The organism is Acinetobacter sp. YH12138 (assembly GCF_015218525.1).
Classification (GTDB): Bacteria; Pseudomonadota; Gammaproteobacteria; order Pseudomonadales; family Moraxellaceae; genus Acinetobacter; species Acinetobacter amyesii.
In genome coordinates this window covers 1,148,129-1,170,379 of the sequence record NZ_CP048670.1, presented here as the reverse complement: position 1 = coordinate 1,170,379, position 22,251 = coordinate 1,148,129, and the positions used below count along the sequence as shown (strand labels likewise).

Annotated in this window: 19 protein-coding genes and 4 tRNA genes; 13 read left to right on the top strand and 10 right to left on the bottom strand. The window is 40.1% G+C overall.

Annotated features, from left to right (window positions below):
• Positions 1-194 precede the first annotated feature (194 nt).
• On the top strand, positions 195-1,151 hold the full coding sequence (locus G0029_RS05660; protein ID WP_180108285.1) for a TauD/TfdA dioxygenase family protein: 957 nt from the start codon (positions 195-197) through the stop codon (positions 1,149-1,151).
• A 107-nt stretch (positions 1,152-1,258) separates the two neighbouring features.
• Here G0029_RS05660 and G0029_RS05655 read toward each other — a convergent pair whose 3' ends face one another.
• Complete coding sequence (locus tag G0029_RS05655) at positions 1,259-2,170, bottom strand: LysR substrate-binding domain-containing protein (RefSeq protein WP_078190231.1); 912 nt, start codon at positions 2,168-2,170, stop codon at positions 1,259-1,261.
• A 102-nt stretch (positions 2,171-2,272) separates the two neighbouring features.
• Here G0029_RS05655 and G0029_RS05650 point away from each other — a divergent pair, with 102 nt between their 5' ends.
• Positions 2,273-3,124, top strand: a complete 852-nt coding sequence (locus G0029_RS05650; RefSeq protein ID WP_180110050.1) for a pirin family protein — start codon at positions 2,273-2,275, stop codon at positions 3,122-3,124.
• A 94-nt stretch (positions 3,125-3,218) separates the two neighbouring features.
• Here the strand turns inward: G0029_RS05650 and G0029_RS05645 are convergent, their stop codons facing one another.
• A complete protein-coding gene (locus tag G0029_RS05645; RefSeq protein ID WP_227591912.1) occupies positions 3,219-4,202 on the bottom strand; it encodes an alpha/beta hydrolase in 984 nt (327 codons plus the stop codon).
• A 335-nt stretch (positions 4,203-4,537) separates the two neighbouring features.
• Here G0029_RS05645 and chrA point away from each other — a divergent pair, with 335 nt between their 5' ends.
• Complete coding sequence (gene chrA, locus G0029_RS05640; RefSeq protein WP_180110052.1) at positions 4,538-5,776, top strand: chromate efflux transporter; 1,239 nt, start codon at positions 4,538-4,540, stop codon at positions 5,774-5,776.
• Between the two features lie 34 nt (positions 5,777-5,810).
• On the opposite strand, the gene G0029_RS05635 is transcribed toward chrA, so the two are convergent.
• Together G0029_RS05635 and sthA are read right to left on the bottom strand one after the other, a co-directional pair.
• Positions 5,811-6,923, bottom strand: coding sequence for an AAA family ATPase (locus G0029_RS05635; protein WP_180110053.1), 1,113 nt, complete (start codon positions 6,921-6,923; stop codon positions 5,811-5,813).
• Positions 6,924-7,065: 142 nt separating this feature from the next.
• On the bottom strand, positions 7,066-8,481 hold the full coding sequence (gene sthA, locus G0029_RS05630; protein ID WP_078190237.1) for a Si-specific NAD(P)(+) transhydrogenase: 1,416 nt from the start codon (positions 8,479-8,481) through the stop codon (positions 7,066-7,068).
• 206 nt (positions 8,482-8,687) lie between these two features.
• Here sthA and lipA point away from each other — a divergent pair, with 206 nt between their 5' ends.
• The 3 genes from lipA (at position 8,688) to G0029_RS05615 (ending at position 13,172) form a co-directional block, all read left to right on the top strand.
• Positions 8,688-9,701, top strand: coding sequence for a lipoyl synthase (gene lipA / locus G0029_RS05625; RefSeq protein WP_180108289.1), 1,014 nt, complete (start codon positions 8,688-8,690; stop codon positions 9,699-9,701).
• 411 nt (positions 9,702-10,112) lie between these two features.
• Entirely contained in the window at positions 10,113-12,626 is a 2,514-nt protein-coding gene (locus tag G0029_RS05620; RefSeq protein WP_180108290.1) for an acyl-CoA dehydrogenase, read from the top strand.
• A gap of 159 nt (positions 12,627-12,785) precedes the next feature.
• Positions 12,786-13,172 (top strand): carboxymuconolactone decarboxylase family protein, encoded by a 387-nt coding sequence (locus G0029_RS05615; RefSeq protein ID WP_180108291.1) that lies wholly within the window; start codon positions 12,786-12,788, stop codon positions 13,170-13,172.
• Between the two features lie 104 nt (positions 13,173-13,276).
• Here G0029_RS05615 and G0029_RS05610 read toward each other — a convergent pair whose 3' ends face one another.
• Entirely contained in the window at positions 13,277-13,534 is a 258-nt protein-coding gene (locus tag G0029_RS05610; protein ID WP_180004813.1) for a hypothetical protein, read from the bottom strand.
• A gap of 186 nt (positions 13,535-13,720) precedes the next feature.
• Complete coding sequence (locus G0029_RS05605) at positions 13,721-14,899, bottom strand: S1C family serine protease (RefSeq protein WP_078191894.1); 1,179 nt, start codon at positions 14,897-14,899, stop codon at positions 13,721-13,723.
• Positions 14,900-15,068: 169 nt separating this feature from the next.
• Between G0029_RS05605 and G0029_RS05600 the strand changes: the two genes are divergently transcribed.
• The 7 genes from G0029_RS05600 to G0029_RS05570 all read left to right on the top strand — a co-directional run bounded on the left by G0029_RS05600 (position 15,069) and on the right by G0029_RS05570 (position 18,705).
• Positions 15,069-15,827 (top strand): Nif3-like dinuclear metal center hexameric protein, encoded by a 759-nt coding sequence (locus G0029_RS05600; protein ID WP_180076868.1) that lies wholly within the window; start codon positions 15,069-15,071, stop codon positions 15,825-15,827.
• 156 nt (positions 15,828-15,983) lie between these two features.
• Complete coding sequence (locus G0029_RS05595) at positions 15,984-16,610, top strand: superoxide dismutase (protein WP_078192384.1); 627 nt, start codon at positions 15,984-15,986, stop codon at positions 16,608-16,610.
• An 810-nt stretch (positions 16,611-17,420) separates the two neighbouring features.
• A tRNA-Asn gene (locus tag G0029_RS05590) sits at positions 17,421-17,496 on the top strand.
• Between the two features lie 5 nt (positions 17,497-17,501).
• Positions 17,502-17,577: transfer RNA gene (locus tag G0029_RS05585), tRNA-Asn, on the top strand.
• A gap of 216 nt (positions 17,578-17,793) precedes the next feature.
• Positions 17,794-17,869: transfer RNA gene (locus G0029_RS05580), tRNA-Asn, on the top strand.
• Positions 17,870-18,124: 255 nt separating this feature from the next.
• A tRNA-Asn gene (locus tag G0029_RS05575) sits at positions 18,125-18,200 on the top strand.
• A gap of 22 nt (positions 18,201-18,222) precedes the next feature.
• Positions 18,223-18,705, top strand: a complete 483-nt coding sequence (locus tag G0029_RS05570; protein ID WP_218948119.1) for a DUF2726 domain-containing protein — start codon at positions 18,223-18,225, stop codon at positions 18,703-18,705.
• 78 nt (positions 18,706-18,783) lie between these two features.
• Here the strand turns inward: G0029_RS05570 and G0029_RS05565 are convergent, their stop codons facing one another.
• From G0029_RS05565 to G0029_RS05550, 4 genes are all read right to left on the bottom strand, one after another.
• A complete protein-coding gene (locus G0029_RS05565) occupies positions 18,784-19,044 on the bottom strand; it encodes a hypothetical protein (RefSeq protein ID WP_180101918.1) in 261 nt (86 codons plus the stop codon).
• Between the two features lie 182 nt (positions 19,045-19,226).
• Positions 19,227-20,687 carry an alpha/beta hydrolase family protein gene (locus tag G0029_RS05560; protein ID WP_180110054.1) on the bottom strand — a complete coding sequence of 487 codons (1,461 nt, stop codon included), beginning with the start codon at positions 20,685-20,687 and terminating at the stop codon, positions 19,227-19,229.
• A 122-nt stretch (positions 20,688-20,809) separates the two neighbouring features.
• On the bottom strand, positions 20,810-21,691 hold the full coding sequence (gene ubiA, locus G0029_RS05555; RefSeq protein ID WP_180023423.1) for a 4-hydroxybenzoate octaprenyltransferase: 882 nt from the start codon (positions 21,689-21,691) through the stop codon (positions 20,810-20,812).
• A 22-nt stretch (positions 21,692-21,713) separates the two neighbouring features.
• Positions 21,714-22,199, bottom strand: coding sequence for a chorismate--pyruvate lyase family protein (locus G0029_RS05550; protein ID WP_111884531.1), 486 nt, complete (start codon positions 22,197-22,199; stop codon positions 21,714-21,716).
• Between the last annotated feature and the right edge of the window lie 52 nt (positions 22,200-22,251).

The window sequence follows — 22,251 nt, the reverse complement described above, 5'->3', positions numbered from 1 at the left end:
CAAACTGCTGTTTTATCAACACTACAACAGCAGTTTTTTAGCTATTTTCTACACGATTCAATAAAAGCTGCATTTTCAGCATATTAGTATTAATAATAAGTTTTTTCATAAACTTAGCTTATTTTTTAATTTTCCATCCTGCACTTTCTTCCTTAGATTAAGTCTCAATAAAGAACAATTTGAGAACTTATGAAATGACCGCATTAACTCAACTTTCACAAGCCATCCATGATGCTCCGCTTTGGCATCAAGCAGAACATTTTCAAGATGGCAATGAAATTCGTATTGAAGTGCAACATGACCAAGCTTTGGGGGCTGTGGTTTATGGTTTAGATGCGCGTAAAGCACAGTCTGGGGAAACCATCTACCGTTTAAAACAAGCGCTGGCAGAACACTTGATTTTAATTTTCAAACATCAAAGTCTAGATGATTTACAGTATCTCGCGTTTGCAAGTTACTTCGGTTCAATCTTCCGTCCCGGTGCAGATATTCCTGTGTTAGCGTCACAAGATGATACCGGTACACCACCAGACGTCGTACCTGTGTCAAATGCAGTCGGCAAAGGTGACTATACTGGACATGGTGAATTGGCTGCGCATGCAGATCATCAGTGGACTCCGCTGCCATCTTTTGGCTCATTACTCTATGCCATTGAACTACCGCAAGACGGTGGACAAACCTCATGGTATAACACCATTAAAGCCTATGAAGCTTTAGATGAAGCGACACAAAAACATTTAGACCAACTTCAACTCATTACCTACAACCCATTTGTCCGTGCCAAAAATAATAAAGGCACAACGGGATATGGCGCTACACCGCTATATCGTTTCAAAAACCAACCGATTGTTGGACATGCCTATCCACATCCACTTGTACGTACCCATCCAGAAAGTGGCCGTAAAGGTCTGTGGTTAAATGAAAGATCTGAAGTGGAATTGGTTCACTACGATGATCAGTCGGGCAGTGAGTTGATTGCATCTTTACGTGAACATTTATTGAAACCTGAGTTTCGATATGAACATCAATGGGAAGAAGGTGACATTGTATTTTGGGATAACCAAGCCACTTTACACTCACGCCGCCCTTTCCCTTCAGACCAACGCCGCTTATTAAAGCGAATTAGCCTAGCAGGAGGACGACCATACTAATGTTGAACTTCATGCCAACAATAAAAAATAAATAACCCAGTAAAATCCGTGTTTGAGCAATAACTCCAAATAATTAAAATTTTAAAACAATAAGAACACTGCTCAAATTACGGATGATCTATATCTAATGCCTTAAAACCTGAAATTAAATGATCTAACATCGCACGCACACCCGGCAGCATGCCTTGTCGTGTCGCGTAGGCAACATGGATGACCCCTTGCGGCAATTGCCATTCAGGAAATAGTTCAATTAACTCACCACTTTTTAAAGCATCACGTACAAACACTTTGGGCAAAGAAGCGATTCCCACGCCAGAAAGAGCAGCAGAAATCATGGCACTAAAACTGTCAGTTCTTAAGCGTGGATGAAATTCAATTTGTTGAGTTTCACTTTTTTCACGATGTCGGAAATCCCAGAAATGTTTAGGCCGGTCAAAACCAATACACGGAAAATTTTGGATCTCAGCCAATTGCTGTGGTATTTCACGCTCGAAGAAAAGTTGTGGCGATGCCACCAAAACATGATCCCAAGCATCTAAATCTCGAACGATCAAATCACTATCCAATAAAGGCATGTTACGCACACGAATGGCTAAATCTACGCCTTCCTCAATCACATCAACCCGATGATTGGTCGCCATCAGATGCACACTGATGTCTGGATATTGCTGCATAAAATCAGTGACCATTTTTGCAACAGGCATTTCTACCAAAGCCACAGGACAAGAAATTTTAATCTGGCCACAGAGTTGATCGTTCAACGTACTAAGCACAAAGTTTTCCGTTTCGCTGACTTCCTCTAAAATTTTTAAGCAATGCAAATAGAACTGTTGTCCTATTTCAGTTACTGTAAATTTACGCGTATTACGCTGAATCAGACGCACCCCCAAACGGGTCTCTAATTCTGTGATACGGCGTGATAGCTTAGATTTTGTAATACCCAATGCTTCACTGGCTTTGGTATAACCTTGGTATTTCACCACTTGCACGAAATAGTAATAGTCATTTAAATTTTGCATGATTGTTTCATTTTTAGAATAATCTGTTGAGTTTTTCGCCCTGTCATTCCCTCACTATACCTCAATAATAGATCTCAGAAGCAATAAATTGAGGGCTGAATTATGAATTCAATCAAACGTGTTTATCATAGTGATCGTAGGACTTGGGTGGGCGATGGCTTCCCAACAAACTCTATGCTCCCTATGCAAGAAATGGGCAATCAAACCAGTCCATTCCTCGTTATGGGCTATACCGGCCAATATCATTTCTCTCCAAGTCATCATCAACGTGGTGTTAGATCACATCCACATCGTGGCTTTGAAACAGTAACCATTGTTTATGAAGGTGAATTAGAGCATTTTGACTCTAAAGGAAATCACGGCAGTATTGCCAAAGACGAAGTGCAATGGATGACCGCAGGTCGAGGCATTATGCATGAAGAACACCATTCTAAAGATTTTGCAAAAACTGGCGGAAATTTAGACATGGTACAACTTTGGGTCAATTTACCTCGTCATGCCAAAATGACTGAACCTCGCTATCAAGAACTGACTAAAGCCAATATTGCTGAAGTTAAACTTGCACAAAATGCTGGCGTGGTACGCGTCATTGCTGGCCAATTCGAAGATACATTGGGCGCCGCTGAAACCTTTAGCCCGATGAATGTATTGGATGTGCGCTTGAATGCAAATGCTGAACAGGAATTTTCATTCAACCCACAGTGGAATAACATGATTTTTGTATTAAGTGGGGCGATCGAAATTGAAGGTCAACGCTTTGATGCGAAACAGACTTTATATGTGAGTGACCAAGTATCGTCCTTGAAACTTAAATCTTTTGAAGCAACCAAACTGCTTATTTTAAGTGGCGAAGCTTTAAATGAACCGATTGCGGCACATGGACCATTCGTCATGAATACTGAAGATGAAATACGTCAGGCATTTTATGATTTTCAACATGGTCATTTTGCTTAAATATTTCCACGATAAAGTCCCAATAAAAAAACCGCCTTCTGGCGGTTTTTTTATATCTATGTTGGTATGAATTACGCATTACACTTTCAACAGATTATTGCGTGACTTTTTGATAAAACGCATCAATTGCATTGACCATTTGCTCAAGTCCCGGTTGTTCCAAAGGATAATGTCCTGCATTTTTTAGCATGACGACATCGACTGGAACTTGATGAATCCGTGCTAAAAATGGCTGGCTTAAAGCCAAAGGTGTCCAGCGGTCTTGTTCAGGCTGCGTCAGTAGAATTGGGCAGACATTAAACTGCTCCGGTGGCGTATCATTTTTATAATATAAATACGAATCTAGAAATTTAACCGATACACTATTCCCAGCTGACGTTTTATCTTTTAAGAAGACCTGCAATGCTGCGTCATTATTCACCAAACGATGCATTTTACTTACCCAACGCATCGGCATTGGTAATGCTGATAATGGTGTATGTGCTGTCACATGAGCCAGTGGGCTGCCCACGCGGCTCATAAATTTATTCAAAGAGACTTGATCACGCACAGTTTTATTTGAAGTGTCTAGAAAGGTCATACCGACGATACCTTTCACCTTTTTATTTTTTGCCGCCACGTGATAGGTCAACATACCACCTGCACTAAGCCCATACAAAACGATAGGACGATGATCTTTTTGTAGCTCGGCTTCAATGAGGTCATTACCTGCTTGAACCCAATCATCATAACGAATTTTTGAGCCCTTTTTGACTTGGGTGAGGCCATAACCGGGCATATCAATAGCGATAGTTTCATAGCCACGTTGTGCCAAAGGATGACCCAAAATCATCGACATTTGTCGACCATTTGTTCCCACACCATGAAACAGAATCACCTTCACTTTTGCCTGTGGATGCCGATAAGTATCTAAGTGAACAGTATGACCCTGCCAACTCCACCACTCTTCTTTGGGTCGCTGCGTTTCATCTAAATGGTATTCTTTGGGTAGATAGTGCTGAATGCCCTGCCAACTGTTTTGATCTGTATAACTTGCTAATGCTTGTGAAGCAAGTAGCTGATCATCTGCAAATACCATGATTGAGAGTAACGATGCAATGCCACTCATCAACCACTTCAATAAAGCGCTCAAAATTTCTGATAAGGTGTCTGATTTTGGAGAAGTCATTTTTAGACAATTTTTTATGTGTATGTGCAGATGCTAATCAGCGGCGGAAACCGACGCCATGTGCATGTGGGACAGCACTATGTCACTTCGTCCAATTATCTTTTTCCCTGCTAAGCACTTCAAAATATTTTTGAAGCAGGATTTACATACTCCTGCAATAATCAGCCTTTAAGATCTTTTAACTTTAATAATTTTATCCTTTAGAAATTCATAACCTTACTTTTGATTTTAAATATTGGTAACGCATGAGCCAGTCCAAACCACAACGAAACCTTGTCATCTTTCTCACCTTTTTAAGATTAGGGTGTATTGCATTTGGTGGACCTGCGGCACATTTAGTGTTGTTTTTTCAGTATTTTGTGAAACAAGAAAAATGGATAACAGAGCATGAATATGCGCATTTGCTTGCCTTGGCTCAAGTCCTTCCAGGCCCAACAAGTAGCCAGCTCGGCATGGCGATTGGATTTCAACTCAACCGCTATCAAGGTGCTTGTTTTGCATGGTTAGGATTTACTTTACCTTCAGCCCTGCTGATGTGTGCCGCGGCCACTTTAAGTATAAAACTCAGTAATCAACTCTCAACTTTATTCTTTCATGTTATTCAGTTAATTGTACTAGCCGTTGTTGCATGGGCATTTTGGCAAATGATGCGAAGCTTCTGTAAAACAAAATTTCAGTATCTAGTCATGCTTTTAGCTGCATTTTTTATTTATTTCTTTCAATTTTCTCTAAATCAAGTTTTGGTGATTTTATGCGCTGCAATTATCGGTTTAGTTTTATCGTCAAATCAATTACACAGCCAAAAGCCAAATATCGCCGAAACAGTTCCACCCAAACATGACAATTTTAGCCAGAATGCACATGAAAATACTCGCACCTCTTGGCTATGGCTTCTCGCCTTTATCAGCCCTTTTTTCGTTCTGCCATTCTTCGATATACAACATAGCAATATATTGGCTTTCAACTTAGAAAGCTTCTACCGCACAGCATCCCTCGTCTTTGGTGGTGGACATATTATTTTGCCATTTTTACATCAGGATTTTGTCTCGACAGGACTGATCAGTAATGAAAATTTTGACTTAGGCTATGCCCTTGCACAACTCATGCCGGGGCCTTTGTTTAGTTTCGCCGCCTATCTCGGCACACTTTTACCCATGACTGATGTGCTACTCTTAAATGCTGTACTCGCGACTGTGGCGATATTTTTACCATCATTTTTATTATTGTTTGGCTTATTACCGTTTTGGAATAAGGTGATGAAATACCCGATGCTTTTTGGCACCTTAAAAATAATCAATGCAGCTGTCGTCGGTTTATTACTGTGTCTACTATTTCAAATGAGCCAAAAATACATCATTCAATGGACGGACTTTATATTTGTTGCCGTCGTTATTGCTTTACTTCGCAGCAAGCTGCCAGTCTGGTTTAGCTTAATAAGCAGTTTTATCGGCTATTATGCTTTTTTAACTTTTCTGCCTTTTTAAACGAAAGTAAAAAAACTATAGCTAAAGGAATAATCTAATCCTCATCGATTAAGCTTGCGCCCTTGACCACGGTCTTCCCCTCGACTTGATCTAGTTGATAATGCTGCACATCACTATACTGTTTGATCATTTCAACCAGTTCATTGGAATGTGTGGTCAACCAAAGCTGCGTATAGCGACTTGCTTCGGCAATCAGCATCGCCAAGGCAGGTAATAAATCGGGATGTAGGCTATTTTCTGGCTCATTCAGTGCCATAAAATTTGGGGGTCTTGGACTCAATAAAGCCACAGCTAAACACAAAAACCGTAAAGTCCCATCTGAAAATTCGGCACTTTCCAAAGGTCTTAAGATCCCTTGCTTTTGCATCATCATTTGAAAGCGCCCACCCATTTCCTGCACATAAAATTGGGTCTGCGGAAAGGCTTTTTCTAGTACTTCAAACAAGGTTTCACTGTTGCCCCGCTCACGCAAGGTTTCAAAAGCCGCAGCTAAATTTGTACCATCATGCGCTAAAACTGGCGAACGAATGCCCACCTGTGGGACACGGATCGGTGAATTTCCACTGACAGAAAACTCATGATAAAAGCGCCAGTTTTTCATGGTCTCACGCACTTGTGAAACTTCGGGATATAAGTGTGGATCGGACAATTGTCCAAACACCGACTCTTCTGGTGTTAATGCCATCGGATAAGCAATCCGTTCTTCATCAACATTTTTAAGAAATGCCGCTTGGTTGGTTCTTTCCAACAACTCACTCATTTTTCGACGTTGATAGCCGCTTAACCAAATCCCTTCAACTTTGACCAAAGGATCGAGTGCAAACAAGGTGATGAGCGGTTCAGGAAAACCAATTTCAAGTTGATATTCATAATGTTCCATGTCCACCGCAAGCTTCATGCGCTTAGGATCTTTCGATCGATCACCCGCACGGTGACCACCTGCCCACATGATTTTTTGAATCCCGCCCTCATTTGCAATAGCTTGGGATAATTGGCCATTTGCAGCTTCATGTAGGAGACGTACAGCTTTATATAGATTGGATTTACCACAACCATTCGGACCACTGACAATATTCAGACGCGACAAGGTCAAATTCATATGATGAATAGATCGAAAACCTTGAATAGTCACTGAACGGATCGTCATGGGTTACCTAAAATGAGTTGGAAATGTTGATGATTATAAGTTTATTGCTTGTATATTTTTCATGCACTTTATTCTAACAATAAAAAAACCGCAAGCCGAAACTTACGGGTTTTTTATTGCACAATCTAAGTTAAATTTAACCTTAGAATAAGCGGTTCATACCATTCAATGTTGCCACACGGTACGCTTCCGCCATAGTCGGATAGTTGAATGTGGTTTCTACGAAATATTTAATCGTATTGTTCGGGCTGTTCATCACGGCCTGACCAATGTGAATAATTTCCGCAGCATTATTACCGAAGCAATGAACACCTAAAATTTCTAAAGTATCACGATGGAACAAGATTTTAAGCTCGCCCACGGTATCGCCCGTAATTTGCGCACGTGCCAAATGACGGAAAGATGCCTGACCCACTTCATACGGAATTTTTTCTTCAGTTAACTGTTGTTCAGTTTTACCAATCGAAGAAATTTCAGGAATTGTATAAATACCTGTAGGAATATCCGTTACAGGTGCAATTCCTTCTTCACCGCTCATGTTAGAACCGGCACAGCGACCTTGGTCATATGCAGCAGATGCAAGTGAAGGCCAACCGATTACATCACCCGCAGCAAAGATATTCTCTACTTCAGTTTGATATTGATCATTCACGGTTAATTGACCACGGCTGTTTGGTTTGATACCTACATTTTCTAGGCCTAAACCATCTGTATTACCAGAACGGCCGTTACACCACAAAATCGCGTCGGCTTTAATTTTCTTACCACTTTGCAAGTGCAGAACCACATGATCATCATGTGTTTCAAGATGATCAATCTGTTCATTGTGGCGAATCAGTACACCCTGCTCACGTAAACGATATGACAATGCATCTGAGATTTCATCGTCTAAGTAGCTGAGTAATTTGTGCTGTGTATTGATCAAGTCGACTTTGTGGTCTAGACCAATAAAGATAGACGCATATTCACAACCAATCACACCTGCACCATAAATGATGATTTTTTGGATTGAATAATCCAGATCCAAAATTTTATCTGAATCAAATACGCGAGGATGATTAAAGTCTAAAGCAGCTGGACGGTAAGGACGTGAACCTGTTGCAATCACTAATTGCTGGAATACTAAAGTTTCCGTCATACCTTCATTGCTAAAAATCAAAACAGTGTTTTGATCTTGAATATACGCACGGCCGTGGAAAATATCAATTTTATTACGGTCATAAAAACGTGAATGCGTTTCAACTTGTTGTTGAATCACTTTATGCGCATTACGTAACACCTGTTTCATCGTGAACTGTTTCCATTCACCGACTTTTTGGAACATAGGGTCACGTTGGTAACGTAAAATGCTTGAAACGGTCTGACGCAATGCTTTACTTGGAATTGTTCCTACATGGGTACAGTTACCACCAAGCTGTTCACGCATATCTACAATTGCAACTCGCTTACCTGATTTAGCAAGTTTCATTGCAGCGCCTTCACCCGCAGGGCCAGAACCCAGAACTACCGCATCGTATTTCACGAAAGTTCCACTAACGACCTCTTTCTTACGTGGCATTCAACGCTCCTTTACAAATATTCTTTAATCTAGGCTGTATTATGACGTATATCCTAACTTTTTTGGATATTTAGCTCACATATATTATGTGATAACCACATTTATTATATGAATATCGTTTTCCCCCTATTTAAGCTCAAGTCCGCTATAATGATCGAGCTAATTTTTTGAATATCTCCTCGTCAAAAACAGTGGAAAAGTTGAATATGTCTGAGAACCGTAAACCTGTACAGGGTGTAAAACTTCGTGGCGCAGAAAAAGTCGCTCGCATACCTGTGAAGGTTGTGCCAACGGTTGAAACGCCTCGTAAGCCTGACTGGATTCGGGTCAAAATGGCTGCCCCTGATGAAGTTCAACGTATTAAAACAACTTTGCGCGCACAAAAATTACATACCGTGTGTGAAGAAGCGGCTTGCCCGAACTTACCTGAATGTTTCGGTGGCGGTACTGCAACCTTTATGATTATGGGCGATATCTGTACTCGTCGTTGCCCATTCTGCGACGTTGCGCATGGTCGTCCCAATGCTCTTGACCCAGATGAACCACGTCACATGGCAGAAACCATTGCCAATCTTGGTTTGAAATATGCCGTAATTACGTCGGTCGACCGTGATGACCTAGTTGATGGCGGCGCACAGCACTTTGTTGACTGTATTAAAGAAGCTCGTGACTTGAGTCCAAAAACACTTTTGGAAATTCTAGTTCCTGACTTCCGTGGTCGTATGGATGTTGCCCTTCGTATCATGACGGAGTGCCCACCCGATGTATTTAACCACAACATTGAAACTGTGCCACGTTTGTATAAAGCAATGCGTCCAGGTTCTGACTACCAACACTCTCTAAACTTATTAAAAATGTTTAAAGAATACTGCCCAGATGTACCAACCAAATGTGGTTTGATGGTCGGTATTGGTGAAACTGAAGAAGAAGTGATCGCGTTATTAGACGACTTAAAAGCACACGATGTTGACTATGTCACCATTGGTCAGTACTTACAGCCTTCTAAAGAACATGCACCGATCGATCGTTTTGTTACGCCTGAAGAGTTTGATCGTTACACAACACATGGTCAAAAGCTTGGTTTCAAAAACATTTGGGCTGCACCAATGGTCCGTTCAAGCTACTTTGCTGACCGTCAATACTATGGTGAGCCAGTACCTGCGGTACGTCGTAAAACTGATCCTGCAAAGAAAATTGCAGTTCAAACGATTGAAGCTTAATCACGCAAAGATTTAAAACATCGCAAATTAAAGCCCTCATTGATTGAGGGCTTTTTTGTGGCTTTCACACGCTCAGCCTAATTCGTTAACAAATATAAGATCTTTCGAAAATTGTCCGTTCCTTAAACGTTATCCAATATATCGAATCATCCAAGTTTACGTAATGTGACATTTTTTTGCCCGATAGGGATTGTATTGTGATTATTTATTAATCAATCTATTGATAACACTTTATTTGCGCTTTCATTATTTTCGCGCAATTGTCCAATCATACTCACCAGCCGAGTGATGCCATTTTGACAGTCTCATGCACTTTAAAATCAGAAAGACAAAAGATGAGATCATTTTTAAACGCATGTAGGCTGTTTTAAACGCATAACGCTCTGGCCCTTGTCACTGGAGCCATAACAAATGCTATTTATACTCAGTGCAGTACTCTTTATTTTTGCTCTTTGGGCCGTTTTTTTCTTTGAACTTTCACGAGCTGTAGGCGCAATAACACTGATATTTGTTTCAATTGCACTCGCCTTTTTAACCCCATGGTCATTAATACTTGGCATCCCGCTTATTGCTTTGAGTTTAGTTGTGTTGATTGACCCACTGCGGCTCAATCTGCTCACCAAACCTGCCTATAAAACCTTAGCAAATGCAATGCCGAGTATGAGTACTACGGAACGTGAAGCGTTGGATGCAGGAACAAGTTGGTGGGAAAAAGAGCTATTTATGGGCGCTCCTGATTGGAAAAAATTTGAGGCTTATCCCTACCCTCAGCTCAGCGCTGAAGAACAATCATTCATTGATAATGAAGTTGAACAACTTTGTGCCATGCTCAACGAGTGGGATATTCACCATAAACATAAAGACCTTCCACCAGAAGCATGGCAATTCATTAAAGATAATGGTTTCTTAGGACTAGTGATTCCAAAATCGTATGGGGGGCGTGAATTTAGTTCATTTGCACAAAGCCGTGTCATGAGCAAAATTGCATCCCGATCACTGACTGCCGCAGTCAGTTGTATGGTGCCCAACTCGCTTGGACCTGGGGAATTGCTTCTACACTATGGTACTGAAGCACAAAAAGACCGATATCTCCCAGGCCTTGCCAAAGGTGAAGAAATTCCATGTTTTGGACTCACCAGTCCTGAAGCCGGTTCGGATGCAGGTGCTATTCCAGATACAGGGGTCGTCTGTTATGGCACCTTTGAGGGACAACAAGTGCTCGGCTTAAACATGAATTTCTCTAAACGCTGGATTACCCTTGCACCGATTGCCACTGTCATTGGTCTGGCATTTAAGTTATACGATCCAGATGGCTTATTGGGAGATACAAATAAAACGGAATATGGCATCACTTGTGCGCTGCTACCAGCGAGTCATGACGGTGTCATTACAGGACCACGTCATAATCCAGGCTCACCGTTTATGAATGGGACAGTTGAAGGCAAAGATGTCTTTATTCCCTTAGACTGGATCATTGGTGGAATTGAAAATGCTGGCAAAGGCTGGCGTATGCTGATGGAATGCTTAGCGGTCGGTCGTGGTATTTCACTCCCTGCGTTGTCAACGGCAGCCGGAGAAATGGCATATTTAAATGTTGGTGCATTTGCCAAAGTTCGTCAGCAATTTAAAATTTCTGTAGGTAATTTTGAAGGCGTACAAGAAGCTTCGAGTGATATCGCTTCAGATGCATATATGCTTGAAGCATTTCGCTATTTGGTGACATGTGGTTTAAACCAAGGCGGCAAACCTGCTGTAATGACTGCAATGGCCAAATACTATGCCACTGAAACCATGCGGAAAGTGGTGAATCATGGCATGGACATCGTCGGTGGACGTGCCGTGCAAATGGGACCTCGTAATTTTTTAGCTTTGAATTATCAGGCCATTCCTGTGTCAATTACTGTCGAAGGTGCCAATATTCTAAGTCGCTCTCTGATGATTTTTGGACAAGGCTCAATGCGGTGCCATCCATATTTATTTGAAGAGCTACAATTACTTCAAGCCGAAGATAAAAACGCTGCACTCAATACATTCAATGAAATGCTCTTTAAGCACTTAGGGTATACCTTTAACCGAACTGCACGTGCTTTTGCTTATGCGTTCACAGGTGGCCCATCCGACTCACCTGCTTCAGCAGATGAATTTAGCAGTCCCTACTATAAAAAAATTAATCGATTCAGTGCCGATTTCGCGCTGACTGCAGATATGTGTCTTGGCCTATTAGCCGGTGATATTAAACGTAAAGAAATGCTTTCGGGCCGACTTGCAGACATTCACTCTTATTTATTTATAGCAACGGCTATTCTTAAATATTATGAACAAGGTCAAAGAAGTGAAGCTGAACAATTACATGCGCAACTTGCATTAGATAAAGCTTTGTACAATGTTGAAGAAGCTTTCCAGGGCTTATTTGACAACTTCCCAATGCGGCTGGCAGCTAGCGTAGTAAAAATCATCTGCTTTCCGTTTGGACGAGTTGTTGCTAAACCGACAGACCGTTTAAAACGTGAAGTTGCCACTCAAATGATGCTAGACAATACTTTCCGCCAAGAACTCAAAAAGCATGTGTATTACAGCACTGCAGCAGATGAAGTTTCAGGTCGTATGGAAAATGCCTTTTTACAATTGTTAAAAATTGAACCGCTGTGGAACCAATTTAAAAAAGCTGAATCTAAAGGCCAATTTAAAGGTTTAACTTTTGAAGCACATATAGCCGATGCGATTGCACAAAAAGTCATTACAGCCTCCGAAGCTGAACAGCTCAGCACTTACAACATTCAACGCTATGACAGTATGCTCACAGATGTATTTGACATGCAGCTCATGCATGAACTTGAGCTATCAAATCCACATTTAACCATTGCACCAGAAGTGAAAAAGCAACAACACACCGATGATGAACCAGAAGCCTTCCTGCGTTATTAATCAGCTTCTGCATCGCTTTTGAGCTTAATTTTTCTCAAAATAAAAGCCATTCCACTGTTAAACAATGGGATGGCTTTTTTATACGACCATCAGCCAATGGTATCGCAGAGTCAAAGGTATAGGCTGTACTGAAAAATTACATCACAGAGGGTTTGCTGCATGTCACAACAAGATTATGAAAATGGCTTAAAAGTTCGTACTGAAGTTATGGGCGCAAGTTTTGTTAAACGGGCGCAAGACAATACCGTGCCATTTACTCAACCTTTGCAAGATTGGATTAATGAGCATGCATGGGGTTCAACTTGGCAGCGTGAAGGCGTTTTACCCCGTAAATATCGCTCACTGATTACCATTGCATTTTTAACTGCACAAAAAAGTCCAACAGAACTCAAGGGTCATGTCCGAGGTGCTTTAAATAATGGGGCGACTGTAGAAGAAATTCAGGAAGTGTTACTTCATAGTTTGCCATATTGTGGCGCACCGGCGACTCAAGAAGCCTTTCGTGCGGCACTTGAAGTCATTAATGACTATCAAAAATCTGAATAAGTTACTGCGTTATAAAACGGCTTTAGAAAACTACGATTATCGTGGTTTTCTAAAGGGTTTCATCTTGTTTTTAACTTAGGACCTTAAATGCAGTGAATCCCGAATCAAATCCAATACACATTAAAATTATAGAAGAATTCATTCACTTCAAATCGAACTTGATATCCCAATTCTGTAAGCTCAGCAGATAAACTTCGAATCTCTTCTAAAGCTAAATGCTTGGGTAAAACCGTAAATACGGCGGTATTCCCCTGTTTGGCATTTTCCTCAATCAGCAAAGCCAAACGTGTCTTATATAAGGCGATATCTAAATTGGCTTGACTGGATAAAACTTTGGCATATTCAGCGGGTAAAAAGCTCATATTCTTATACGCTTATCTGATTATTATTGCTTATAAATTAAGCCAAATTCAGCAAAGTGTGCAATGCATTTTTGTAATTGATATTTCAATTACAAAGCGCATTGTTTGGCGCAAACGATGCTCTTCAAAGCGATACACAAAAAAAGGTACTCAAAAGAAATCCCTCATGACGAGGGATTTTCTATGCTAGCGGGGTAATGGAATATATTGCGAGTCACTATTTTGAGTTTGCGGTTTACGCTCTCCCACTTGTACAGGTAATGTCATCGCCTTTCCGTCTCGCTCAATGTCAATTTGCATAGTGCTCAATGGCGCTTGTTGTGCAACGTAGTTGATTAAATGTGAGGTCGAGGTAATCAGCTCATTATTCACTTTCATGATTTTATCACCACGTTTTAAACCTGCTTGTGCTGCAGGTCCATTACGAATAACATCTGCCACAATCACACCATTCACCCGTGGATCTAAAATATTTTCTTGTTTAATTGGAAGTAAACTAATACCTAACCAACCACGAACCACTCGCCCATCTTTTAAAATGGCGTTCAGCACTTGTTGACATACTTTTGCAGGAATGGCAAAACCAATCCCCAAAGAGCCACCTGACTGCGAGAAGATCGCGGTATTTACACCAATTAAGTTCCCTGCAACATCAATTAAAGCACCACCAGAGTTGCCGGGGTTGATCGCCGCATCTGTTTGAATAAAGTCTTCGTAGGTATTGATCCCCAAATCTGAACGACCTGTAGCCGAAATAATCCCTTGCGTAACCGTCTGACCTACGCCAAAAGGGTTACCAATCGCTAGGACAACATCACCGACTTCATTGCCACTTAGCTTAAACGGCAAAACCGGTAATTGACTCATTTCAATCTTAATCACAGCTAGGTCTGTATCTGGGTCTGTGCCTACAACTTTCGCTTCAGCACGGCGACCATCATGTAAAGCCACAACGATCTGATCGGCCTGCGCAATCACATGGTTATTCGTCAAAATATAGCCATCTGGACGAACAATCACACCTGAACCTAAACTATTTTCGTTTTGATTGGTTTGATCTGGAAGTTGATTACCAAAAAACTCACGGTAAACCGGATCATTTAATAAAGGATGATCCAATTGTTTCACTTTTTGCGTAGTGAAAATATTGACAACCGCTGGCGCAGCAACTTTTACCGCAGCACTATACGAAACTACACCGCCTGTACGCGACGTATCAATGAGGGGCTCAACCTTTTCTGCAGGCATTTTAACCCCATCTGGGGCAATGGGTGCTTTAGGTTTTTGAACCTGTTGCCATGTAAAGAAACCGATGATCACAAGTATTAATAATACCCAAGGTAACCATGTAAAGGTCCGACGCACGTCTATATCCTCTAAATTTTATAATTCATTGATGGCTAAATAATTTATATCGTATTGTAATGTAATCTTTTCAACAAAATTAAAAATAAATACAGAGATTTGTGATTCTTTAGTTACAATTTAAACAATCGTAAATTTTGATGCATCTCTTTGAGATTTTGGACAGTATATGGCTCAGTTAAGTGAAATTATTCAGTGGTGTGACAGCACACTCAAAACACATGAATTTAAGGACTATGCTCCCAATGGCTTGCAAATTGAAGGCTCAGCAGAAGTGCATAAAATTTTATGTGCAGTTACCGCATCACAAACAGCGATTGAAGCCGCGATAGCAGCAAAAGCTGATTTGCTATTGGTACACCATGGTTATTTTTGGAAAGGTGAAGCTTACCCAATCACAGGTATGCGTGGCAAACGCATCAAAACCCTGATCAAAAACGATATTTCACTCGTTGGTTATCACTTACCTTTAGATAGTCACCCTACTTTAGGTAATAATGCAGCGATAGCAGATTTGCTCGAATTAAAGAATATTGAAGCCTTAGATCCTACTGAGCGCAATCCTATTGGCAATGTTGGTTATTTAAAACAAGCAATGACTCCAACAGCGTTTAAAGACTTCGTTTCTGAAAAATTAGGATTTGATGTCATTCACTTGCCGGCAGATAAACCATCGATTCAAAAAATTGGTTTGTGTACGGGTGGCGCACAAGACTTTATTGGCAAAGCCGCTGCATTAGATTGTGATGCGTACATTTCAGGTGAAGTGAGTGAACGTACTTTTTACGAAGCTGAAGAATTAAATGTGCATTATTATGCATGTGGACATCATGCAACTGAAAGATATGGTGTACAACGACTCGCAAAAGCTATTTCAGAACAGTTCAATATTGAGTATAGTTATTTCGAATTAAACAACCCGATTTAATTTAAATCGTCCTGGTCTTTGGCTCAGTCCTTATACGTATATTTTCAGGCTTTATTCTGTATTGTTATTTATAAGCAATGCGCATTTTACTGCAAGAATCTATTACAATAACGGCACTTAATGTCAAAACCCAGCAAAATGCAAGGAATTGAAAACATGACAACGATTACTTTACCAGCGTTACCTTACGGTTACGAAGATCTTGCTCCTCATATCAGCAAAGAAACTTTAGAATACCATCACGACAAACACCACAATACTTATGTGGTTAACCTAAACAAAGCAATTGAAGGTACTGACCTTGCTGGCAAAACTTTAGAAGAAATCATCACTGCTGTTAAAGGCGATGCTTCTAAAGCTGGTATCTTCAACAATGCAGCTCAAGTATGGAACCACACATTCTACTGGAACTGTATGGCTAAAAACGGTGGCGGTAAAGCTACTGGCGCTTTAGCAGCTAAAATCGACGAAGCTTTCGGTTCTTACGAAAAATTCGCTGAAGAATTTGCAAATGCTGCTGCAACTCAGTTCGGTTCAGGTTGGGCTTGGTTAGTTGCTGACGAAGTAAACGGCAACCTTTCTATCCTTAAAACTTCAAATGCTGACACTCCACTTGCTCACGGTAAAGTTGCTGTGTTGACTATCGACGTTTGGGAACACGCTTACTACATCGATTTCCGTAACGCTCGTCCTAAATACATCTCTACTTTCTTAGAAAGCCTAGTGAACTGGGACTATGCAAACGCTAAATATGCAGGTCAAGCTGCTGGCGTTGAAAAATAAGTTTTAAAACTTATTTTAAAGTAAAAAAATCACCCTTTTAGGGTGATTTTTTATGCTTTAAATATCATACTGCCACAACAAACAATATTACACAAAAGAATGAATCAAGAGCCATTACTAATCATAAAAGCAAAATATACCAAAATATTAGTGATGTTTATCTTTATCACTATAATCCAGTATGTGAGTTACTCTTATGTTCAAGAATCTATTAAATATAGCTTTAATTCAGCACTAATACTGACTGGATTATCAATTATGGAATTCGTCTTAATTTTACTTATCATCAAAAATGGACTGCCACAAATTAGATTTTTCGAAAGTCATTGTATAATTCAACTTTATATAATGAAAATTCAGTTTAACTATGATCAAATAGAAAGCATATCCATTAACAACACAAAAAGTCACTACAAACTATTACCTGTCGGTAATGAATATTTATTAAGGATTGTATTCAAACACAATCAAAATCTTTTTAATCTACTCCAAAACACCATTAAACCTGTTATGTCTTTTTCTAAATTTCATTTAGATACCTTCGCAAACCATCAAATTTTAGAAATATATTTATTATTCCAAATTATAATTCCTGTAGATCAAGAGAAACGCATAACTACGCTTAAAAATTTAAATCTACAAAATTTGACGATAAAGCAAATCAGTAACCTAGATGATATAAAAAACTTCAAAAATAACCGCTATTTAAGAAAAAATTTCTAGACTTGAACAATAAAAAAACATTCAAATAGTCATTTCATCAAATCTGCTTGACCACTTTAAAATTCATCCCTAAAATGCGCATCAGATTCTCCAATAGCTCAGTCGGTAGAGCGACGGACTGTTAATCCGCAGGTCCCTGGTTCGAGCCCAGGTTGGAGAGCCATCTATTCTTCCATAGCTCAGTCGGTAGAGCGACGGACTGTTAATCCGCAGGTCCCTGGTTCGAGCCCAGGTGGAAGAGCCAGATTCTAAAAAGCCCACTCATTGCGAAGTGGGTTTTTTATTGCCTACTATTTAACAAAGCATACCTACTTTTTTGTTTATGCTTTCCTAAAAGTATCCGTATAAGTACTAACTTGTCTGATTCGGCTATTTTTAAAACACTTAATTTGATTTTTCTGTATTTTATTTAAATCAGGCTTGACCACCCTGCCATACATCTTTAGAATCCGTTTCAGATTCTCCAATAGCTCAGTCGGTAGAGCGACGGACTGTTAATCCGCAGGTCCCTGGTTCGAGCCCAGGTTGGAGAGCCAAATTCTAAAAGCCCACGCATTATGTCGTGGGCTTTTTTATGCTCTGACTTTTGTTTTAAGATAAGTATAACTTGCTCTATGACCTAAGCTATTCACTTAGCTCTCCGACCACATTAGAAAGAATAGTCAGAGCTTAAGTTTTAAAAACGCTTTATATTAAAGGTGTTTATATTTAATACATTCAGCCTAAATTTCCTTATTTTTTGCAATTCTGACTTGACCTCACTGCATTTGCCCCATAGAATGCGTGCAGATTCTCCAATAGCTCAGTCGGTAGAGCGACGGACTGTTAATCCGCAGGTCCCTGGTTCGAGCCCAGGTTGGAGAGCCAAATTCTAAAAAGCCCACGCATCATGACGTGGGCTTTTTTCATATATGTAGTTTATTCCGTGCCAGATCTCAGTCAGTTCATATTTTTTATTATTGGTTGCTTGGCAACTTTTGCCCTTGTCTGCTTAGTCTTTCCCAGACTGTTTAGAAGCAGACAAAAGTATTTCCCACGTCGTGTAATCACTGCCTTTGAAAGTAAGATGTTTCATCGTTTAAATGAAGCATTTCCGAACTACCACATTTTAGCCCAAGTGGCTTTTAGTGCACTGATCACCAATCAAAATTATAAAATCAGAAATAGATTTAATCGAAAAGTCACTGATTTTGTCATACTTGACCAAACTTATGATGTGCTTGTGATTATCGAACTGGATGACCCCAGTCATATAGGCAAAGAGCAAGAAGATGCTGAACGTGATGCAATGCTTGAAGAAGCTGGCTACCGTGTAATCCGCTATACCAGTATTCCAACAGTTCACACGCTCAGGCATGATGTAAATAAATAGTTGTTAAATACGTAAAGTACAATCGAACATTGAGTGAATGCGCATTATTGCATTCACATCCATAACGTAAGCAGAATTTTATTGAGCATTTGACTCTTGAGCTGCCAGCACTTCTGATACTGCTTGGTCAGCCTCAGCAGCCAAAGCCTCATCTTGTGCTTCTTTTGCTTTAATGCGCTCAATCATTTCAGCTTGTTGTTGCTTATATTTTTCTTGGTTTTTGGCATCACTATTGACTGCAAGAAAAGCCATGCTGACCAAAAATATAGGAATCAATAGCCCAAGTGCCATCAGAGTGATCATCTTTTTGGTATTGGGTTTTGGCTTAACTTCAGACATAACTATTCTTTCATATACATAAATAATTCGACGCCCAATATAGCAAAAAACAAAATTCGCTCAAGTATTCATAACATTCTTTGCTCGAACTAACTGTGCCCCTCATTTTTAAGGATTGAATGATTAATAATCCAATATGCAAAAAAAAGGAGACATGCTCCTTTTTTTATTATTGAAAAAACTTAGCTTGAAGCAGCTACCCCCTTACAATGTGGACTTTGGCTTACATCTTTTTGCTCATTGGTTAAGACAATACCTGTACCTGCAGACATTTTAGCTTGAATAAATTCGACCGCTTGCGCATTTCTACAGATAATTGCCTGTGTATGACTTGCATTTGGCACAACGTCTAATTGATAACCTTCAGCATAATTTGCATCTGGGAAATACTTCTTCGCTTGTGTTTTCATATTTGCAAATAGCGCTTGCGTAACCACAGGAATAACTGCCTGATCATTTGCACCTTGAATAATATACACAGGCGCTTTAATTACTTTGGCAGCAGTTGCATTTGTCGCTGGCTGATTATCATTTAAAAATTTCTGAACAACAGGATCAGTATCAATTTTATTCAGATCAATTCCATACTGTGAAACTGTATGCGTTGGATCCTTTAAAAATTCAATCACAGCTGCTTTAAACTGTTCTTGCAAACCATTTGCGCCATTTGGATCAGCATAACTTAAACATGCACCGTCATCTCCTGTACGTCCATAGGCTTTTTCTGCAATAACACCAGCATCAGCAGTAAAAATATTTTTTAAATCATAATTTGGCTCATAGGCTTTAATACCCGAACTGGTCAATGCAGCATATGCCAAAAGCTCAGCATAGCCATCTGCAATTTGATCAATTAACGCCTGTGCTTGAACCTCAGAAAGCTGCCCCATACTAAGTGCATAACGCACTTGTGCCAACTGTTCATCCAATCTATTCAATCCATGGGCTTTAGGTTGACCATTTGCATCTACATTTAGTTTTGGATCTAAGTAAATCTTAATAATCGTGCCTAAACTCGACGCAGGTGCGGCTGCTACTGCACCTTTATAGTTAGTATCGGTATTCGCAAATTCCGCCGTCCCTAAGGATGCATGACCACCTTGCGATTGACCAATCGACATCCACTGACCATTGAGTTGCTTACCATAATGTTCTTTTGCCGCTTTAACTGCAGCAAGCGCCGAATTTGCCGCACTTGATAAATTAAGGTATGGATGAACTCCCTTGGTTCCTAAACCCTCATAGTCTGGTGCCACAATTACATAACCTGCCGCCATAAGTGTGTTGGCTAGAATTTTAAAACGTGGATGAATTACATTTTTACTTGGCGCACACTCATCTCCTGCTCCAACTGTTCCATGCTCCCACACCACAACGCGATACCCATCTTTAGGTTGTGTAGCTTTTGGAAATAATACCAAGGCTGTTGCAGTCGCTGCTTTCCCCTGTACATTAGTCATGTTATAGGTCATGACTTTAATGGACGATGTATTGTCTACTGTATTGAAAGCATAATTTGCTTCAGACACAAATGTTGATTTTTGATTCGAAGATGATGAGTCATTATCATCGTCATTACACGCGGTTAAAGACAGCATAGAAACTGCAACTGTCAAAGCCAATGCTATTTTTGAACGTTTCATAAAATATCCTTTTTAATCATTATTCTTTAAACATGAAACTACATGCCTTTTTATTAATGCATAAAAAAAAGCACCCGAATAGGATGCTTTAGTTTATTTTAAAAAGTTTCAGATCAATGACATTAAAGAGCCAATGCCATAAAAATTCCAATAAAAATCATAAACCCTACCCAACGGTTATGGCGAAACGCCCAAAAACATAACTGCGGATCACGGCCTCTGGTTTTAGTCCACTGGTAAATAAAATCGGCAGCCACAGCCAATAACGCGACCAAACCGAATGGCATCAAGAGATCTTCTAAATACAGCGCAATAGCAATCAATACAATACTAAGCACCTGCAATAATGAAATGATTTCAATATCGTATTTACCAAATAAAATCGCAGTCGATTTCACGCCAATTTTCAAATCATATTCACGGTCAGTAATGGCATATTGTGTATCATACGCAACCGTCCACGCCAAATTACCAAAGTACAATAACCAACACGTTAAATCAGGTGTTTGCCCCACAGCGGTATAGGCCATAGGAATCGACCATGAAAATGCCGCGCCTAAAAATACTTGTGGCAGATGCGTGTAGCGTTTCATAAAGGGATAAATGAACGCTAAAAACAATGCCCCAAAGGACCAATAAAAAGTTTCTATCGGTAAAAAGAACAACATACATGCGCTAGCAAGCACCAAGATCAAGAACACATATATGGCTTCTTTAGCACTAATTACGCCTGTCGCTAAAGGACGATGCTTGGTTCTTTCCACAGCACCATCGACTTTACGGTCAGCAAAGTCATTAATCGCACAACCTGCTGCACGCATAAATATCGTGCCCAAAATCATAGGAATCAAAATACTGAATTGCGGTGTTCCTTGATTGGCAATCCACAGTGCCCACATGGTTGGCCAAAAAACCAGTTCCGTGCCAATTGGCTTATCGAAGCGACATAAATAGTAATAAGCTTCTAAACGCTGCTGCCAAGTAATCTGTTGCACCACGGCCATGATTGTCCTTCATCTGGTAATGTTATTTCTGCAAATATTGTTCAAAACTCGCTAAAAAAGTTTCCTGAACAATAAATTTACAACCATGCCAAGTATAACAGCTCTGACGTGTCCAACCATCGTCTAGCCACAGTACACGCCGCTCACACTTCGGATTGGTACGCTGAAATAAAAAATGTCCGATCGGTTTTTTACCAATATGCTGAAAAATCCGCGCACGTCCTTGTATGCTAAGGATTGGAAATATACTTTTTGCCTTGACCCACGGCTCAGCTTCACAGCCATATAAATAACTTTCACGTACCCAAGCTGTGTGCTGTATTGGCATTTGTAGCCACCGTGCATCTTGAAGCGTCATACGTTGAAATTGCTCAATACTCGGCTCAACTTTAAATACACCTTGGGCAAAATCTGTTAATTGTTGGGTTAATGAACCCGAAGCATACAACCATGTTCTTAATTCAGGAGACATTCTTTTATCCCGCATTTCGCATGCTTGACGCTGCATATTTCATTTCCCTTATAAGCATTTGCTGAGTATAGCGAATCCTTAGTGTAAC

Bases quoted from the DNA above. Each gene is read 5' to 3' on its own strand.
- G0029_RS05550 (WP_111884531.1), bottom strand. From the start codon at position 22,199: ATGCAGCGTCAAGCATGCGAAATGCGGGATAAAAGAATGTCTCCTGAA.
- chrA (WP_180110052.1), top strand. From the start codon at position 4,538: ATGAGCCAGTCCAAACCACAACGAAACCTTGTCATCTTTCTCACCTTT.
- G0029_RS05600 (WP_180076868.1), top strand. From the start codon at position 15,069: ATGGCTCAGTTAAGTGAAATTATTCAGTGGTGTGACAGCACACTCAAA.
- G0029_RS05660 (WP_180108285.1), top strand. From the start codon at position 195: ATGACCGCATTAACTCAACTTTCACAAGCCATCCATGATGCTCCGCTT.
- G0029_RS05560 (WP_180110054.1), bottom strand. From the start codon at position 20,687: ATGAAACGTTCAAAAATAGCATTGGCTTTGACAGTTGCAGTTTCTATG.
- ubiA (WP_180023423.1), bottom strand. From the start codon at position 21,691: ATGGCCGTGGTGCAACAGATTACTTGGCAGCAGCGTTTAGAAGCTTAT.
- G0029_RS05610 (WP_180004813.1), bottom strand. From the start codon at position 13,534: ATGAGCTTTTTACCCGCTGAATATGCCAAAGTTTTATCCAGTCAAGCC.
- G0029_RS05620 (WP_180108290.1), top strand. From the start codon at position 10,113: ATGCTATTTATACTCAGTGCAGTACTCTTTATTTTTGCTCTTTGGGCC.
- sthA (WP_078190237.1), bottom strand. From the start codon at position 8,481: ATGCCACGTAAGAAAGAGGTCGTTAGTGGAACTTTCGTGAAATACGAT.
- G0029_RS05650 (WP_180110050.1), top strand. From the start codon at position 2,273: ATGAATTCAATCAAACGTGTTTATCATAGTGATCGTAGGACTTGGGTG.
- G0029_RS05635 (WP_180110053.1), bottom strand. From the start codon at position 6,923: ATGACGATCCGTTCAGTGACTATTCAAGGTTTTCGATCTATTCATCAT.
- G0029_RS05655 (WP_078190231.1), bottom strand. From the start codon at position 2,170: ATGCAAAATTTAAATGACTATTACTATTTCGTGCAAGTGGTGAAATAC.
- lipA (WP_180108289.1), top strand. From the start codon at position 8,688: ATGTCTGAGAACCGTAAACCTGTACAGGGTGTAAAACTTCGTGGCGCA.
- G0029_RS05570 (WP_218948119.1), top strand. From the start codon at position 18,223: ATGACGTGGGCTTTTTTCATATATGTAGTTTATTCCGTGCCAGATCTC.
- G0029_RS05595 (WP_078192384.1), top strand. From the start codon at position 15,984: ATGACAACGATTACTTTACCAGCGTTACCTTACGGTTACGAAGATCTT.
- G0029_RS05615 (WP_180108291.1), top strand. From the start codon at position 12,786: ATGTCACAACAAGATTATGAAAATGGCTTAAAAGTTCGTACTGAAGTT.
- G0029_RS05645 (WP_227591912.1), bottom strand. From the start codon at position 4,202: ATGGTATTTGCAGATGATCAGCTACTTGCTTCACAAGCATTAGCAAGT.
- G0029_RS05565 (WP_180101918.1), bottom strand. From the start codon at position 19,044: ATGTCTGAAGTTAAGCCAAAACCCAATACCAAAAAGATGATCACTCTG.